Origin of the sequence: Qipengyuania xiapuensis (assembly GCF_019711395.1) — a bacterium.
Lineage (GTDB): Bacteria > Pseudomonadota > Alphaproteobacteria > Sphingomonadales > Sphingomonadaceae > Qipengyuania > Qipengyuania xiapuensis.
Window position 1 is genome coordinate 841,456 of sequence record NZ_JAIGNL010000001.1, and the last position, 14,258, is coordinate 855,713.

17 protein-coding genes and 1 tRNA gene are annotated in these 14,258 nt (G+C 65.2%); 8 read left to right on the plus strand and 10 right to left on the minus strand.

Annotation, left to right across the window (positions count from 1 at the left end):
* The first annotated feature begins 119 nt into the window (after window positions 1–119).
* The gene (locus tag K3163_RS04235; protein ID WP_221552714.1) at window positions 120–1,409 is read left to right on the plus strand and encodes an adenylosuccinate synthase; all 1,290 of its coding nucleotides are present in this window, start codon (window positions 120–122) and stop codon (window positions 1,407–1,409) included.
* An 8-nt stretch (window positions 1,410–1,417) separates the two neighbouring features.
* On the opposite strand, the gene K3163_RS04240 is transcribed toward K3163_RS04235, so the two are convergent.
* Both K3163_RS04240 and K3163_RS04245 read right to left on the minus strand, forming a co-directional pair.
* Window positions 1,418–1,786 carry a DUF6768 family protein gene (locus K3163_RS04240; protein ID WP_221552716.1) on the minus strand — a complete coding sequence of 123 codons (369 nt, stop codon included), beginning with the start codon at window positions 1,784–1,786 and terminating at the stop codon, window positions 1,418–1,420.
* The gene (locus K3163_RS04245; protein WP_221552725.1) at window positions 1,783–2,337 is read right to left on the minus strand and encodes an RNA polymerase sigma factor; all 555 of its coding nucleotides are present in this window, start codon (window positions 2,335–2,337) and stop codon (window positions 1,783–1,785) included. The genes K3163_RS04240 and K3163_RS04245 overlap by 4 nt, the downstream gene beginning before the upstream one ends.
* Before the next feature lie 123 nt (window positions 2,338–2,460).
* Between K3163_RS04245 and K3163_RS04250 the strand changes: the two genes are divergently transcribed.
* Window positions 2,461–3,441, plus strand: coding sequence for a helix-turn-helix domain-containing protein (locus K3163_RS04250; RefSeq protein WP_221552727.1), 981 nt, complete (start codon window positions 2,461–2,463; stop codon window positions 3,439–3,441).
* Here the strand turns inward: K3163_RS04250 and K3163_RS04255 are convergent.
* The 4 genes from K3163_RS04255 to argH form a co-directional block, all read right to left on the minus strand.
* Window positions 3,438–4,214: a precorrin-2 dehydrogenase/sirohydrochlorin ferrochelatase family protein gene (locus K3163_RS04255; RefSeq protein WP_221552732.1), complete on the minus strand. Its 777-nt coding sequence runs from the start codon at window positions 4,212–4,214 to the stop codon at window positions 3,438–3,440. The genes K3163_RS04250 and K3163_RS04255 overlap by 4 nt on opposite strands.
* Window positions 4,214–5,473: a diaminopimelate decarboxylase gene (lysA, locus tag K3163_RS04260; protein WP_221552740.1), complete on the minus strand. Its 1,260-nt coding sequence runs from the start codon at window positions 5,471–5,473 to the stop codon at window positions 4,214–4,216. The genes K3163_RS04255 and lysA overlap by 1 nt, the downstream gene beginning before the upstream one ends.
* Before the next feature lie 75 nt (window positions 5,474–5,548).
* Window positions 5,549–5,785, minus strand: a complete 237-nt coding sequence (locus K3163_RS04265) for a hypothetical protein (RefSeq protein WP_221429052.1) — start codon at window positions 5,783–5,785, stop codon at window positions 5,549–5,551.
* Window positions 5,786–5,788: 3 nt separating this feature from the next.
* On the minus strand, window positions 5,789–7,162 hold the full coding sequence (gene argH / locus K3163_RS04270; protein ID WP_221553961.1) for an argininosuccinate lyase: 1,374 nt from the start codon (window positions 7,160–7,162) through the stop codon (window positions 5,789–5,791).
* Here argH and K3163_RS04275 point away from each other — a divergent pair.
* Both K3163_RS04275 and K3163_RS04280 read left to right on the plus strand, forming a co-directional pair.
* Window positions 7,161–7,736: a TlpA family protein disulfide reductase gene (locus K3163_RS04275; protein WP_221552742.1), complete on the plus strand. Its 576-nt coding sequence runs from the start codon at window positions 7,161–7,163 to the stop codon at window positions 7,734–7,736. The two genes, argH and K3163_RS04275, sit on opposite strands and share 2 nt — an antisense overlap.
* 72 nt (window positions 7,737–7,808) lie before the next feature.
* Window positions 7,809–8,585: a sulfite exporter TauE/SafE family protein gene (locus K3163_RS04280; RefSeq protein WP_221552751.1), complete on the plus strand. Its 777-nt coding sequence runs from the start codon at window positions 7,809–7,811 to the stop codon at window positions 8,583–8,585.
* Window positions 8,586–8,659: 74 nt separating this feature from the next.
* On the opposite strand, the gene K3163_RS04285 is transcribed toward K3163_RS04280, so the two are convergent.
* A tRNA-Val gene (locus tag K3163_RS04285) sits at window positions 8,660–8,735 on the minus strand.
* A gap of 85 nt (window positions 8,736–8,820) precedes the next feature.
* On the opposite strand from K3163_RS04285, the gene K3163_RS04290 reads away from it, so the two are divergent.
* Complete coding sequence (locus K3163_RS04290) at window positions 8,821–9,798, plus strand: asparaginase (protein ID WP_221552759.1); 978 nt, start codon at window positions 8,821–8,823, stop codon at window positions 9,796–9,798.
* A 2-nt stretch (window positions 9,799–9,800) separates the two neighbouring features.
* Here K3163_RS04290 and K3163_RS04295 read toward each other — a convergent pair whose 3' ends face one another.
* The 3 genes from K3163_RS04295 to fmt form a co-directional block, all read right to left on the minus strand.
* Window positions 9,801–10,910 carry a zinc-binding dehydrogenase gene (locus tag K3163_RS04295; protein WP_221552761.1) on the minus strand — a complete coding sequence of 370 codons (1,110 nt, stop codon included), beginning with the start codon at window positions 10,908–10,910 and terminating at the stop codon, window positions 9,801–9,803.
* 83 nt (window positions 10,911–10,993) lie between these two features.
* Window positions 10,994–11,743 carry a tRNA pseudouridine(38-40) synthase TruA gene (gene truA, locus K3163_RS04300; protein WP_221429046.1) on the minus strand — a complete coding sequence of 250 codons (750 nt, stop codon included), beginning with the start codon at window positions 11,741–11,743 and terminating at the stop codon, window positions 10,994–10,996.
* A complete protein-coding gene (gene fmt, locus K3163_RS04305) occupies window positions 11,740–12,648 on the minus strand; it encodes a methionyl-tRNA formyltransferase (RefSeq protein ID WP_221552763.1) in 909 nt (302 codons plus the stop codon). Before fmt ends, truA begins: the two co-directional genes overlap by 4 nt.
* Before the next feature lie 52 nt (window positions 12,649–12,700).
* Here fmt and recR point away from each other — a divergent pair, with 52 nt between their 5' ends.
* From recR to K3163_RS04320, 3 genes are all read left to right on the plus strand, one after another.
* The gene (recR, locus tag K3163_RS04310) at window positions 12,701–13,297 is read left to right on the plus strand and encodes a recombination mediator RecR (RefSeq protein WP_221552765.1); all 597 of its coding nucleotides are present in this window, start codon (window positions 12,701–12,703) and stop codon (window positions 13,295–13,297) included.
* A gap of 63 nt (window positions 13,298–13,360) precedes the next feature.
* Window positions 13,361–13,927 (plus strand): peptide deformylase, encoded by a 567-nt coding sequence (locus K3163_RS04315; protein ID WP_221429043.1) that lies wholly within the window; start codon window positions 13,361–13,363, stop codon window positions 13,925–13,927.
* Entirely contained in the window at window positions 13,914–14,111 is a 198-nt protein-coding gene (locus K3163_RS04320; protein WP_221552768.1) for a hypothetical protein, read from the plus strand. Before K3163_RS04315 ends, K3163_RS04320 begins: the two co-directional genes overlap by 14 nt.
* The last annotated feature ends 147 nt before the right edge of the window (window positions 14,112–14,258 follow it).

Below are 14,258 nucleotides of genomic sequence, written 5' to 3' on the forward strand. Positions count from 1 at the left end.
CTCCTTTGCCCAGACAATGGAGAAAACAGCCGATGTTTCCTCACCTGCGCCTTGCCCCGTGCCTCATATGCGCCTAGTGCCGCGCGCGTTTGAGCATCCGACATTGCGAGCTTTGAAATATGGCCAACGTCACCGTAATCGGCGCCCAGTGGGGCGATGAGGGCAAGGGCAAGATCGTCGACTGGCTTGCCAGCCGCGCCGATGCCGTCGTTCGTTTCCAGGGCGGGCACAATGCCGGCCACACTCTCGTCATCGACGGGACGACCTACAAGCTTTCGCTGCTGCCCTCGGGCATCGTGTCGGGCACGTTGTCGATCATCGGCAACGGCGTGGTCCTCGACCCGTGGGCGCTGAAGGCCGAAGTCGAGAAGCTCGAAGGCCAGGGCGTCAAGATTACCGCAGATAACCTTGCAGTCGCCGACAATTGCCCGCTGATCCTCCCGATCCACCGCGATCTCGACGGCCTGCGCGAAACTGCAGCCGGTTCGGGCAAGATCGGCACCACCGGTCGCGGCATCGGCCCGGCCTATGAAGACAAGGTAGGCCGCCGCGCGATCCGCGTGTGCGATCTCGCTCACCTCGATCATCTCGAGCCGCAGCTCGATCGCCTTTGCGCGCACCACGATGCGCTGCGCGCCGGTTTCGACCAGCCGCCGGTCGACCGCGAGGCGCTGCTCGAGGAACTGCGCGGAATTGCCGATTTCGTGCTCCAGTATGCACAGCCGGTGTGGAAGCGTCTCAAGAAGGTGCGCAAGGCCGGCGCGAAGATCCTGTTCGAAGGCGCGCAGGGCGTACTGCTCGATATCGACCACGGCACCTACCCGTTCGTCACTAGCTCGAACACGGTCAGCGGTACGGCGGCCTCGGGCAGCGGCCTCGGCCCCAATTCGACCGGCTATGTGCTGGGCATCGTGAAGGCCTACACCACCCGGGTCGGCAGCGGCCCGTTCCCGACCGAGCTCGAAGACGAGATCGGCCAGCGTCTCGGCGAGCGCGGTCATGAGTTCGGCACCGTCACCGGTCGCCAGCGCCGCGTCGGCTGGTTCGACGCCGTGATCGTGCGCCAGAGCTGCTCGATCAGCGGCGTGACCGGGATCGCGCTCACCAAGATCGACGTGCTCGACGGCCTCGACGAGGTGAAGATCTGCACCGGCTACCGTCTGCGCGGGCAGGTCTACGATTACTTCCCCAGCCACGCCGCCGACCAGGCAGCGGTCGAGCCGATTTACGAGACGATGGAAGGCTGGAAGGAATCGACCGCCGGAGCGCGCAGCTTCGCGGACCTGCCGGCCAATGCAGTGAAGTACGTCCAGCGTATCCAGGAACTGATCGAAACGCCCGTGTCGCTGGTCTCCACCAGCCCCGAGCGTGACGATACGATCCTGATGCGCGATCCCTTCATGGACTGATCCGCGCTTCAGCGCTTCTCCAGCATCGATACCTGCAACTGCAGGCGCTTCACCTCGCGCAGCACGGTGAGCATGTTCATGCGCGCGAACATCCATTCCTTGAGGAAACCCTGCATGATCAGCAGGCCGAGCGTTGCCATGCCCCAGCCGACCATCGGCTGCAGCGTATCGGCGGTCATGGCGCGGTAGAAGCAGTATGCGAGGCCGATCCCGATCGCGATTGCCAGGGCGAAGCTGAACTTCGCCCAGCCGCCGAGCGGGCCGGACATGCTGTCCCCGATCTGGCGGAACATCCCGCGGTCCTCGTCGAGCGAGGCGAGGAAAGCCTTGTCGTCCTCGTCCAGCGCCCCCCGGATGGTGTCGTCGATATTGGTCATCTCTCGTCTCCAGTAAGCGCCGCCTTCAGCTTGCGGCGGGCATGAAAGAGGCGCGTCTTGGCAGTGCCCACGGGCACCTCCTGCACCTCGGCAACCTCGGCGAGGGTCAGCCCCTCGACGAAGAACAGTTGTGCGGCGAACCGCTGGTCGTCCGGCAGGCCCGCAAAGGCCTGGTGCAAGGCGGCGGCATCGCCCGCAGATGGCGGCGCAGCCACTTCCTCGGGCATTTCGCCTTCGCGGGTCCGGCGCGCCTGCACCTGCCTGATCCCGTCGGCACAGCGCCTTCGCAGGATGCCGAATGCCCAGGGCGCAAAGCGCGAGGGATCGCGCAATCCGCCAATGCCGCGCAGGATCGAAATCCAGCTCTCCTGCACCGCGACGAGCGCCTGGTCCTCGTCGCGCAGGAGCCGGCGGGCGGTCCTGAGCAAACGCGGCTGCCAGCGCTGGACGAGCCGGTCGCAGGCGCGGCGGTCACCCGACTGGACATGGGCGACCAGCAGCTCGTCGAACAGTCGTGCCGTTTCCGGCTGCCGTGTGCCTTGCCCCGTCATGTCACTGTAGTCGCAGGGGAAGGGCCAAAGGTTCAATCGAAAATCGAAACGCGCTCGATTTCTTGACAGAGTCCCTTTTTGTTCTCACTACGTTCGCACTAACGAGCGCAGGAGAACGATTCGATGCAGGCCGATTTTTCCTACGAGCCGGTGCGCGACGGTGCCGGTTGCCAGCTTGCCGTCACCATCCTTGCCGATCGCGATGCGGTTCGCGCCCAGATGCTCGAAGATGCGGAGCTGGCCGGATATCGCGTTCTCGAATGCTGCAGCCTCGAAGAATTCGCCAGCGGATCGAGCGGGTCGCTGGGCGATCTCGTGCTGGTCGACTGTGTGGAGGCCGATGGCGCAGCCATGGCGATCCTCTCGCGGCTCGACATGCGGGCCGGAAAGTCGGGCGCGCAACTGGTGGTTTCGACCAGTATGGCGGCGCTCGACACGGTCTTCGGTTGCTTTGCCATGTCGGGTGCGCAGATCCTCGTCGATGCAGGCCATGCCGAGCGCGTGATCGCGATCGGGCGCGCATTGGCGGAGGTCCCCAACCTGCGCCTGCGCGAAATGGCGGAGGAAGACCGCCTCATGGTGCTGCGCCTCACCGAACAGGTGGCCCGCATGGCCGAGCGGGTGGAACAGCTTTCGCCCGGCCAGCGCGAAGGCGGCGGTGCATTCCGGCTCGAGGCGGCGAGCCAGGCCTGGCGCGGGCAGGGTGACGAATATGTCGTGGTGGATGAGACACGGGCGCGGCCGCGCCTGCCCGATGCCGCCTATATCCGGCAGATGATCGCGCAGCGACAGGCGCGTGCGAAGTTCTTCGATGGAGAGCTTTTCGCCGATCCGGCCTGGGATATCCTCCTCGACCTCGCGGCCGCCCGGGCAGAGCGCCAGCGGGTTTGCGTGACATCGCTCTGCATCGCCGCAGGCGTTCCGGCGACAACCGCACTGCGGTGGATTGCGCAGATGGTCGATGCCGATTTGCTGGTGCGTATTCCAGATCAGCATGATCGCCGCCGTGCACATATCGCGCTTGCCGACAGCACGGCCGATGCGATGGCACGCTATTTCGCAGCGATTGGTGCTCCCAATGCGGAGCCGGTGGCTGCGCTCTAGCTTTCCAGCTTCAGGACAACGATCTTGCCTTCCATGGCCGAAGTGTCGGCGGGGAGGGCAACCCGCTGGGCATCGGCGCGGGCGCGGATCAGGATCGCTTCGGCTACTCCCTCATCGTGCACGACGACATCGGCGGTGCCCAGCGCACGTGCCTGACGCAGGGTGAGGTCGTCGGGGTCGTTGCTGGAGAGCGTGAATTCAAGCGTCCCGCCATCGACCTCGCCTTCATTGCCCGAAAGCCAGTCATCGACGCGGTCCGCCGATCCTGCAGCGAAGGGATCGAGCGCGCCGCCTTCCTGCAGCGCTGCATCGATGGCGCGGCGCCGCTTGTCGCCATCGGGGAAGCGGGCGCGGATTTTCTCGCGGGCCGCGGCGAGGCCTTCTGCCAGCCTGCCGAGACCTTCGGGCAGCAGCCGTTCCAGTCGCAACCGCAAGTGCTTGGCGAGCCCGGCCGATGCGCCGCCCGTGCTCACCGCGACGAGAACCGGTCCGCGTTCGAGGACGCTCGGCAGGGTGAAGTCGCACAGCTCCGGCCTGTCGGCGACATTGACGAGGAGGCCAGCGCGCTTGAGCCGCAATGCTGCGGCTTCCGCAGCGCGCGGATCCTCGAGCGCGACGAATGCCAGCCGAGCGTGGTGTGCCTCGGTCTCGCCGCAGGGAATGCCGCCCGCGCGCTCGACCAGCCGCGCCTTTGCCTCGGCCATCTCCCCCGACCCCACGACGACCACGCGGACGCCGGAGATGCGGTGGAAGAGTGGAATCGAGTGGAGCATCAGTCGAGCCAGTCCGGCACGCGCTCCGCATCCATGATCGCGCCCGCCGCAATACGGTCGGCAACGACGGCATATTTGTCGCCATCGACCAGCACTTCGGCGACGAAACCGCGCGAGTTGTAGCTGCTCGCCATGGTCGCGCCATAGGCACCGGCCGTGCGGAAGACAGCGAGGTCGCCTGCGGTCAGGACATCGCATTCGCGGTCCATCGCGAAGGTGTCGCCCGTCTCGCAGATCGGTCCGACGATGTGGGAAATGGTCTTTTCGCCCGTCGGTTCGACCGCCTCGAAATCGTGCCATGCGCCGTACATGGCGGGCCGCGCGAGGTCGTTCATGGCGGCGTCGACCACCACGAAGGGCCGCTCGATCCCGCGCTTCACCCGGATGACACGGGTCAGCAGCACGCCCGCATTGCCCGCGATCACGCGGCCGGGTTCGAACATCAGCGTGACGTCCCAGTCCTTGGTGACGCGCTCGACCATGGCACCGTATTCGGCCGGTTGCGGAAGCTCCTCGCCTGCCTTGTAGGGGACGCCGAGCCCGCCGCCGAGGTCCGCATGGGTGACCTTGCAACCTCCCGCGCGCAGGGCGGCGATCAGTTCGCCGACCTTGCCGAACGCGGTCTCGAGCGGTTCGAGATCGGCAAGCTGGCTGCCGATGTGGATCGCGATCCCGCGCATGTCGAGACCGTCCTCGCCTGCAAGCGCGGTGTAGATTTCCTGCGCCTTGTCGAGCGGCACGCCGAACTTGTTCTCGCGCTTGCCGGTCGAGATCTTCTCATGCGTTCGGGCATCGACATCGGGATTGACCCGCAGCGCGCAGGCCGCGCGCTTGCCCATACGCCGGGCGATCGCGGCGAGCTCGTAGCCTTCTTCCTCGCTCTCGATATTGAACTGGCCGATGCCTTCCTCGAGGCCCTGCTGCAGCTCGGCATGGGTCTTGCCGACGCCGGAGAAGACGATGTCTTCGGGTTTCATGCCTGCCGCGAGCGCGCGGGTCAGCTCGCCGCCAGAGACGACATCTGCGCCATAGCCCTCGTTTGCCAGCACGCGCAGCACGGCAAGGTTGGGATTGGCTTTGACGGCAAAGGCGATGTGCGGGTGTTTCAGCCCCGACAGCGCGTCGCGGAACACGCGGGCATGGCGCACGAGCGTCGCGCGCGAATAGATGTAGACCGGTGTGCCGACATCTTCGGCAATGACCGGCATGGGCACGTCTTCGGCGTAGAGAACGCCATCGCGGAGCTGGAAATGGTCCATGGAAGCTGCCTGTGCCGAAAGGCGCGGGCAGAGTCTAACAAGCTGTGCTTTTCGGCTTGAAAAAGGCCTTGGCGATTATTCGGGCGGAAGGTCGAAAGGATCGTCCTCGCGCTCCTCGCTGCGCGTGCGCAATTCCACGCTGCGATCGGGCGCCGCCTGCGGGTCGAGCGCGAGCAGGTCGGCTGCATCGGGCTGCGTTTCCGCGCCGAAGGGCTTGGGCGGCAGGTCCTGGCCGGCGACCGGTTCGAGCTTGGCCTTCTGGCCGCATGCGCCGAGCAGCACGGCAAGGGTCAGGGCGGCGACGATGCGCATATTCTACTTGTCCTCCAGCCGCTTGCGGGCCTCTTCGACCTGCTCCCTTACACGGGTCGGGGCGGTCCCGCCATAAGAGGATCGCGCGGCGACCGAGGCATCGACCGAAAGCGCATCGAAGACGCGCTCGTCGATCCGCGCATCGATCGCCTTGAGGTCCTCGATGGAGAGACCATCGAGCGCGACGCCCTTCTGGTCGGCCAGCTTCACTGCCGCGCCGGTAATGTGATGCGCCTCGCGGAACGGAATGTCCGCCTGCCGTACCAGCCAGTCGGCAAGATCTGTCGCGGTTGCGTGCCCCGCTTCGGCTGCCTTCCTCATGCGGGCGGTGTCGAAACCGCTGTCGGCGACCATTCCCGCCATCGCGGCAAGGCTCAGGTCGAGCAGGCCGGCAGCCTCGAATACCGGCGGCTTGTCGTCCTGCATGTCCTTCGAATAGGCGAGCGGCAGGCCCTTCATCGTGACCATCAGGCTGGTCGCGCAGCCGATTACGCGGCCCGCGTGACCGCGCACGAGCTCTGCAGCGTCGGGATTGCGCTTTTGCGGCATGATCGAACTGCCGGTCGAAAGCGTGTCGGGCAGCTTGACGAAGCCGAAGGGCTGGCTCGCCCAGATGATGAACTCCTCGGCCAGCCGGCTTAGGTGGAGCGAACACTGGCTCGCCGCCATCAGGTAATCGAGCGCGAAGTCGCGGTCGGAGACGGCATCGAGGCTGTTGCGCGTCGGCCTTGCAAAGCCGAGCGCCTCGGCAGTCATCTCGCGGTCGAGGTCGAAACCGGTGCCGGCCAGCGCCGCCGATCCGAGCGGGCATTCGTCCATTCGTGCCAGCGCATCGGCAAAGCGCGAACGGTCACGCATCAGCATTTCGAAATAGGCGAGCAGGTGATGTCCGAGCGTCACCGGCTGCGCGGTCTGGAGATGCGTGAAGCCCGGCATGATGCTGCCGGCATGCTCTTGTGCCCGCTCGACCAGCGCTCCGAGCAGCACGTCGATCCCGGCGACGGCGCGCTGCATCGCGCTCCTTACCCACATGCGGAAATCGGTCGCGACCTGGTCGTTGCGGCTGCGCGCGGTGTGCAGGCGTCCTGCGGCAGGGCCGACGATCTCGGTCAGGCGCGCCTCCACCGTCATGTGGATGTCCTCGAGGTCCCAGTCTTCGGGCACGCCATCGCGCTCGTACTCCTCGGCGATCTGCGTAAGGCCATCGGTGATCGTCTCGGCGTCGGCTTCGCTGACGATGCCCTGCTTCGCCAGCATGGCGACGTGGGCGAGGCTTCCCGCGATGTCTTCGCGCCAGAGCGCCTTGTCGAACGGGATCGAGGCGTTGATTTCGCGCATGATCGCGCTAGGCCCTTCGGCGAACCTGCCGCCCCACATGCTGTTGGAGCCCGTATTGTCCCGCTTCTCGCTCACGCTTCTATCCATTTTCGCCTTGTCTCTGGCCGCCTGCGATAGGAGCGCGCCCGACGCGGCGCAAGAAAGCGGTGCTTCACCCGCGGCAATCGGCGAATTCGATCGCATGATGGCGGGCGAATTGATGCCAGCAGTCAACGTCACCGACCTGGATGGTCGCCAGCTGAACCTCGGAGCCCTGCAAGGCGAGCCGGTGCTCGTGAACCTGTGGGCCACGTGGTGCGCACCATGCGTGAAGGAAATGCCGCTGCTCGACGAGCTTGCAGCCGATTATGACGGCCGCATGCGGGTCGTGACCGTGAGCCAGGACATGGGCAGCGAAGAGAAAGTGGCCGAGTTCTTCGCGCGCAACGACTTCGCCTATCTCGAAAGCTGGCGCGACCCGGATGCCGAGCTCGGCTTCGCACTGGGCGGCGTGATGCTGCCGACGACCGTGCTCTACGATGCATCCGGCCGGGAAATCTGGCGAGTGCAGGGCGATCTCGATTGGTCCGGCGAAGAGGCACGCGCCGCCATCGATGCGGCGCTGGGAGGCTGATCGCCCGCAACTTGTCAGAACGGCTCCGAGGCCTTATATCAGGAATACCTAATATAAGGCGCGTGCGGCGATATGATTGACTGGATCTACTGGACTTCCGGAGCACTTTCCGGCGTAGCGGTCGGCTTCGTCCTCGGCCTGATCGGTGGGGGAGGCTCGATCCTTGCCGTGCCGCTGATGGTCTATGTCGTCGGCGTGCCCAATCCGCACACGGCGATCGGTACCAGCGCACTCGCCGTGGCGGCCAACGCGCTTGCGGGTCTCGTGAACCACGCGAGGCGGGGCACGGTGAAATGGCGCTGCGGGCTGTTTTTCGCGGCGGCAGGCGTCCTGGGCGCACTTGCCGGATCCACCGTGGGCAAGAATTTCGACGGGCAGAAGCTGCTGTTCCTCTTCGCGATCCTGATGATCGTCGTTGGTGCGCTCATGCTCCGCAAATCCGGCCGTGTGAGCAATGCCGACGTCGTGCTGGGCCGCGAGAATGCGCTGCAGCTCGGAGGATACGGGCTGGGCGCAGGTGCGATGTCGGGCTTTTTCGGCATCGGCGGCGGGTTCCTGATCGTGCCGGGCCTGATTGCCGCCACGAGCATGCCGATGATCTATGCGGTCGGCACCAGCCTTGTCGCGGTCAGCGCTTTCGGCATCACCACCGCGAGCAACTATGCGCTTTCCGGATATGTCGACTGGCTGCTGGCGGGCGTCTTCGTCGGCGGCGGCGTAATCGGCAGCTTGGCGGGCACTCGCATGGCACAGAAGCTGTCGAGCACGGGCGCGCTGACCAAGATCTTCGCAGGCGTGATCTTCGTCGTTGCCGCCTACATGCTGTGGCAGAGCTGGATGGCGATGTAAGGGATTGGCCCGTCACTTGAGCTCGGGAGTTTCGATCCAAATCCATCCCCTGGATGGGTCTGACCAATCGAAACTGGTGGGCGCTGACGGGCTCGAACCGCCGACCCTCTCGGTGTAAACGAGATGCTCTACCAACTGAGCTAAGCGCCCCAACCGGTGTCGGGTGAAGCGCCACATAGCGTGCGTGACGCGAAAATCAATTGTCGCTATCGCCCCCTTCGTCAAAAGGAGCGCCATGACGACCAGGCTCACAGTCCTTGCCACCGGAGGCACCATCGCCGGCATTGCCGGGTCCGCAATCGCGCATGACTACCGTGCGGGCGAGATCGGTATCGAGGAATATCTCGAGAAGGTCGGCGGTCTCGGCCTCGAGGCGGAGCTTTCGGGGCGCCAGATCGCCAATATCGATTCGGCGGATATCGGCCCCGGCGTCTGGAACGACCTGCACCCCGCGATCGAAGAAGCCCTCGCCGACGAGGCCTGTAACGGCATCATCGTCACCCATGGCACCGATACTCTCGAAGAGACCGCATTCCTGCTCGACCTGACGCTTCCAGCAGACAAGCCGGTGGTCGTTGTGGGCGCCATGCGGCCTGCCGATGCGGTGGGCTATGACGGCCTCAGGAACTTCGCAAATGCCGTGCGCGTGGCAAGCGATCCCGATGCGGCAGGACGCGGCGTGCTGGTGGTCATGGGCGACCGCGTCTTCGCCGCGCGCGATGTGCGCAAGGTCCGTACGCGCGGGACCGAGGCCTTCCGCGGCTTTCCTCGCGAATCGATCGGCCTCGTCACGCCGGCCAGCCTCGAATGGTTCGGCGCCCCCTGGCGGCAGGGCGGCACTGCGACCTTCGAGTGGAGCGACAAGCTGCCCGAGGTCGTGATCGTCTATGCCTATGCCGGGTTCGATGCCGCAGGTGTCGAGCGGCAGGTCGGCGAGAACACGCGCGGTATCGTTGTGGCGGGCGTGGGCGAGGGCAACATGCCCGAAAGCGCGCGCCAGGCCCTCGTGGCCATGGCGAAACGAGGGCTACCCGTGGTGCGCGCCAGCCGCGCCGACGAAGGTCTTGTCGACCGCGAGCCCGAAGACACGGAGAACGGCTTCGTCGCCTCGCGCGCGCTCAATCCGCAGAAAGCGCGCATCCTGCTGCAATTGCTGCTGGCGCGCGGGATCACCGACCCCGCCGCCATCCAGAGTGCCTTCGACGGCCGCTAGGCTCAGCCGTGCGGCGTGACGAGGTATTTCTCGCCCGTCTTCATCTGGCGATAGTCGAGGATCGCATCCTTGGTCAGCATGCCTTCGAGGTCGACCTTGGTCTTGTAGTGGCTGGCGAAAGTGGTGGTGAGGTTTTCGAGCACGCGGGTGCGCATGCGCATCACGGTTTCCATCCCGGCGTTCTGCAGGAACGGCGTCAGCAGCCAGCCCGATAGCGTCCAGCCGAAGCCGTAGGCAGGCGTCAGCACGGTGGGCCCGAAATCGAGGCGGCCATAGATGAACATGCGCTTCTGCTGGTTCGACCCGTAGCGCGAATATTCGGTCATCTTGGACACGGCGACCTGTTCCATCGCGCGGAAGCAGCTGTCGACCATCTGCCCGCCGCCGATCGGATCGAAGCCGTAGAAAGCGTCGGTCTCGTCGATCGCGCTCTTGAGCTGGTCCATGAAATCGTCGTCCGAGGAATTCACGACATGCTTCGCGCCCTGCGACTTGAGCAGCTCGGCCTGGTCGTCCTTGCGCACGATGTTCACGAGCTCGATGCCGTCCTCGAGGCAGATGCGGTTGAGCATCTGGCCGAGGTTCGACGCGCCGACCGTGTGCAGGATCGCCTTCTGGCCATCCATCTTCGCGTTCTCGACGAAACCCAGCGCGGTCATCGGATTGACGAAGCTCGAAGCGCCGGCCTCGCTGCTGTGTTCGCCGAGCGGCAGGCACATGGCCGCATCGGCGATGGCATACTGGCTGAAGGCATTGCCGGGCACACAGGCGACGCGCTGGCCCATCAGTGCCTTGGCCATGTCGCTGTCACCCGTCGCGATGACCGTGCCTGCGCCTTCGTTACCTGCCGGAAGCTTCTGGCCGTGGCGCGATTTCGACGCCGAATTGAACGGTTCGGGCATCTTGGCGACGACCTTCCCGTCGGAATACTCCGCGTTCTCGAAGTCGGCCGCGCCGGTGAGGATCGCGAGGTCTGACGGGTTGATCGGCGCAGCTTCCATCTTGACCAGCACCTGGTTGCCGGTCGGCTCGGGGAAGGTGACCTCCTCGATTGCAAGCGTGAGCGTGCCGTCGCTTTCGAGCGTGGTGAAAAGCTGTTTGCCGGTGGTCATCCAATTCCCTTTCGTTGCGTTACGAAACCTGTTTGTGGGCCTCGCTACGCCTCGTTCAAGGGCTTGGCTAGGGTGCCGTTACGTCAGATGTCGTCCGGATAGGTCGCATCGACGAAGTAAAGCCCATGCGGCGGAGCGTTGAGGCCGAGCGCCTGCCGGTCCTTCGCTTCCAGTGCTTCTGCGACCTGCTCCTCGCGCCAGCGGCCCATGCCGACCAGCGCGAGGCATCCGACCATCGAGCGGACCTGGTGGTGGAGGAAGCTGCGCGCTGCGGCGTGGATGCGGACTTCGTCGCCCTCGCGCTCCACATCGAGCCGGTCGAGGGTCTTTACAGGGCTTTGCGACTGGCACTGGACCGAACGAAAGGTCGTGAAATCGTGGAGGCCGACCAGCGCCTTGGCTGCGCGGTCCATTGCCTCGTGGTCGAGATCCTGCGGAACCTGCCAGAGCCGGTTTCGGTCCAGCGTCAGCGGCGCGCGGCGGTTGGCGATGCGGTAGACATAGCTGCGACCGGTGCAGGAAAAGCGCGCATGCCAGTCGTCCGGCACCACTTCGCAATGCGTCACCGCGATCGGGTCGGGGCGCACCTGCGCATTCAGCGCCTCCATCAGGCGGAAGGGTTCGATGTCCTTCTCGATATCCATGTGGCTGCGCATGGCGAGCGCGTGGACGCCGGTATCTGTCCTCCCCGCGCTGAAAAGCCGCACTTCCTCGCCCGTGACGCGAAAGGCGGCGTCTTCCAGCGATTGCTGGACGCTCGGACCATTGTCCTGTCGCTGGAGCCCGACGAAGGGTGTCCCGTCGAATTCGATGGTGAGCGCGAAGCGGGTCACGAGAGGCTCGCGCCTTTCCCGATGGTGTTGCCGCGCAGGAATTCGCCGCGCTCCATCGCCGGCTTGCCCGCGCGCTGGAGGCGGACGGGGCGGATGGCGCCTTCACCGCAGGCAATCGCGAGATCGTCGTCGAGCACCGTGCCCGGCTCGCCAGAACCCTCGGCCAGTTCGGCGCGAAGCAGCTTCACGCGCACACCGTCCATCTCGAACCATGCGCCGGGGAAGGGCGAGAGACCGTGGACGTGGCGCACGACATCCTGAGCCGGACGCGACCAGTCGATCCGCGCCTCGGCCTTGTCGATCTTCTTCGCATAGGTCGCCGCTTCGTGATCCTGCTCGACCGGGTGGAGCGCATCGAGATCGATCAGCGTACCGACCATCAACTGCGCGCCCAGCTCGGCCAGTTCCTCGGTCAGTTCGCCCGTAGTCTTGTCCTCGACCGGCGTGCGCACGGTGGCGAGCATCGGGCCGGTATCGAGGCCCGCTTCCATCTGCATGATGGTGACGCCGGTCACCTCGTCGCCCGCCATGATCGAGCGGTGGATCGGCGCCGCCCCGCGCCAGTCGGGCAGGAGTGAAGCGTGGACATTGAGGCAGCCGTGCTTCGGCGCATCGAGGATCGCTTGCGGCAGGATCAGTCCGTAAGCGGCGACCACGCCGATATCGGCCTCGAGCGCGGCGAACTTCTCCTGCTCCTCGGCCGACTTGAGCAAGGTTGGATGGCGCACTTCGATGCCGAGCCGCTCGGCCAGCTGGTGTACGGCGGTCTTGGTCAGTTCCTTGCCGCGGCGCCCGCCGGGGCGGGGCGGCTGGGTGTAGACGCACACCACTTCATGCGCGGCATCGACCAGCGCCTGCAGCGTCGGCACGGCGAATTCCGGGCTACCCATGAAGATTATGCGCATGACGTCTCTTGTGACCTTTCGTGTTCGGCCCCGGCCCCCTATCTGTGCCTCCATGGCATCGCAAGAGATCGAGACGCTGGCCGCCGCGCTGGCACGCCTTCCCGGCCTCGGCCCGCGCAGCGCGCGGCGTGCCGTGCTGTGGCTGGTGAAACGCCGCGAAAGCGCGCTTCCCGCCCTGTTGGAGGCACTGGCGATGGTGGGCGAGGCGCTGGTCGAATGCGACACTTGCGGCAATGTCGACACCACGAACCCCTGCGGCATCTGTGCCGACCCGCGCCGCGACGGCAAGGGGCTGTGCGTGGTAGAGGATGTTGCCGATCTCTGGGCCCTCGACCGGGCGAAGCTCTTCACCGGCAAATATCACGTGCTCGGCGGCAAGCTCTCCGCGCTCGACGGGATACGGCCAGAGGATTTGAACATCGCAAGCCTCTTGTCGCGCGTCGAGGAGGGCGGCATCGACGAGGTCGTGCTCGCCATGAATGCCACGCTAGAAGGCCAGACCACGGCGCATTACCTCGCCGAGCGGCTCGAGGACTTCCCTGTGCGCATCACCCAGCTCGCGCATGGCCTGCCGGTGGGTGGCGAGCTTGATTATCTCGACGAGGGCACGCTGGCGCAGGCTTTGCGCGCCCGCCGTCCGCTTGGCTAAGCGATCAGTCTGAGCGGCCCAATTCGATTGAAAAAGGCGGATTCCGCGCCTATCTGACCCTCCATGGCTATCCGTGAGATTATTGAAGTGCCGGATCCCCGGCTCAAGGTCGTGTCCGAACCGGTTACCGAGTTCGACGATGAACTGCGCGAGCTCGTCTCCGACATGTTCGAAACCATGTATGACGCGCCCGGTATCGGTCTCGCGGCCATCCAGGTCGGCGTGCCGAAGCGCGTGCTGGTGATCGACCTCCAGCCCGAGGACGAGGAAGCCGAGGGCGAGGTTTGCAATCACGGCGGTCACGAACACGTCCACTATCCGACGAAGAAGGAACCGCGGGTCTTCGTGAACCCCGAAATCCTCGATCCGGCGGAAGAGCTTGCGACTTATCAGGAAGGTTGCCTCTCGGTCCCCGACATCTTCGCCGATGTCGACCGTCCGGCGACCTGCCGCGTGCGCTACCAGGATCTCGAGGGCGAGACCCACGAGGAAGACATGGAAGGCCTGATGGCCACCTGCATCCAGCACGAGATGGACCACCTCGAAGGCATTCTCTTCATCGATCACCTCTCGCGCCTCAAGCGCAACATGGCGCTCAAGAAGCTGAAAAAGCTGCGTGAAGCAGCCTGACAAGATCAGCTGGTCGCGGGCAGCCGCGGCCGGCCTCCTGTTTGCGCTCGTGATGTGCGCGTGGGTCTGGATCGACCGCAATCCCGGTTTCGACCAGCTGGCGATCCGCTTTTCGGCCTATTTCGTCGCCTTCACCTTCGGCTTCTATTTCCTCTACAATCTGGTCGCCGGGCAAAAACGGTAGAAAGCTTCGACGAAACACTAGCGTGTGCGGTCGCCTCGCGTATGTTGTAGGGGACTCGATGACAGGCAAATCGGGTTGCGAAGAACCGCTTCGCGTTGCCAATGCTAGTGGGCAATCGGTTCCTTTATCTAAGACATGACCCTCGGA

What these genes read in the sequence shown, in the direction of transcription:
- K3163_RS04250 (WP_221552727.1), top strand. Translation starts at nt 2,461, where the DNA reads ATGCAGGCCGATTTTTCCTACGAGCCGGTGCGCGACGGTGCCGGTTGC.
- K3163_RS04275 (WP_221552742.1), top strand. Translation starts at nt 7,161, where the DNA reads ATGCTGTTGGAGCCCGTATTGTCCCGCTTCTCGCTCACGCTTCTATCC.
- K3163_RS04240 (WP_221552716.1), bottom strand. Translation starts at nt 1,786, where the DNA reads ATGACCAATATCGACGACACCATCCGGGGGGCGCTGGACGAGGACGAC.
- K3163_RS04235 (WP_221552714.1), top strand. Translation starts at nt 120, where the DNA reads ATGGCCAACGTCACCGTAATCGGCGCCCAGTGGGGCGATGAGGGCAAG.
- K3163_RS04245 (WP_221552725.1), bottom strand. Translation starts at nt 2,337, where the DNA reads ATGACGGGGCAAGGCACACGGCAGCCGGAAACGGCACGACTGTTCGAC.
- argH (WP_221553961.1), bottom strand. Translation starts at nt 7,162, where the DNA reads ATGTGGGGCGGCAGGTTCGCCGAAGGGCCTAGCGCGATCATGCGCGAA.
- lysA (WP_221552740.1), bottom strand. Translation starts at nt 5,473, where the DNA reads ATGGACCATTTCCAGCTCCGCGATGGCGTTCTCTACGCCGAAGACGTG.
- K3163_RS04295 (WP_221552761.1), bottom strand. Translation starts at nt 10,910, where the DNA reads ATGACCACCGGCAAACAGCTTTTCACCACGCTCGAAAGCGACGGCACG.
- K3163_RS04315 (WP_221429043.1), top strand. Translation starts at nt 13,361, where the DNA reads ATGGCTATCCGTGAGATTATTGAAGTGCCGGATCCCCGGCTCAAGGTC.
- K3163_RS04265 (WP_221429052.1), bottom strand. Translation starts at nt 5,785, where the DNA reads ATGCGCATCGTCGCCGCCCTGACCCTTGCCGTGCTGCTCGGCGCATGC.
- fmt (WP_221552763.1), bottom strand. Translation starts at nt 12,648, where the DNA reads ATGCGCATAATCTTCATGGGTAGCCCGGAATTCGCCGTGCCGACGCTG.
- K3163_RS04290 (WP_221552759.1), top strand. Translation starts at nt 8,821, where the DNA reads ATGACGACCAGGCTCACAGTCCTTGCCACCGGAGGCACCATCGCCGGC.
- K3163_RS04280 (WP_221552751.1), top strand. Translation starts at nt 7,809, where the DNA reads ATGATTGACTGGATCTACTGGACTTCCGGAGCACTTTCCGGCGTAGCG.
- K3163_RS04255 (WP_221552732.1), bottom strand. Translation starts at nt 4,214, where the DNA reads ATGCTCCACTCGATTCCACTCTTCCACCGCATCTCCGGCGTCCGCGTG.
- recR (WP_221552765.1), top strand. Translation starts at nt 12,701, where the DNA reads ATGGCATCGCAAGAGATCGAGACGCTGGCCGCCGCGCTGGCACGCCTT.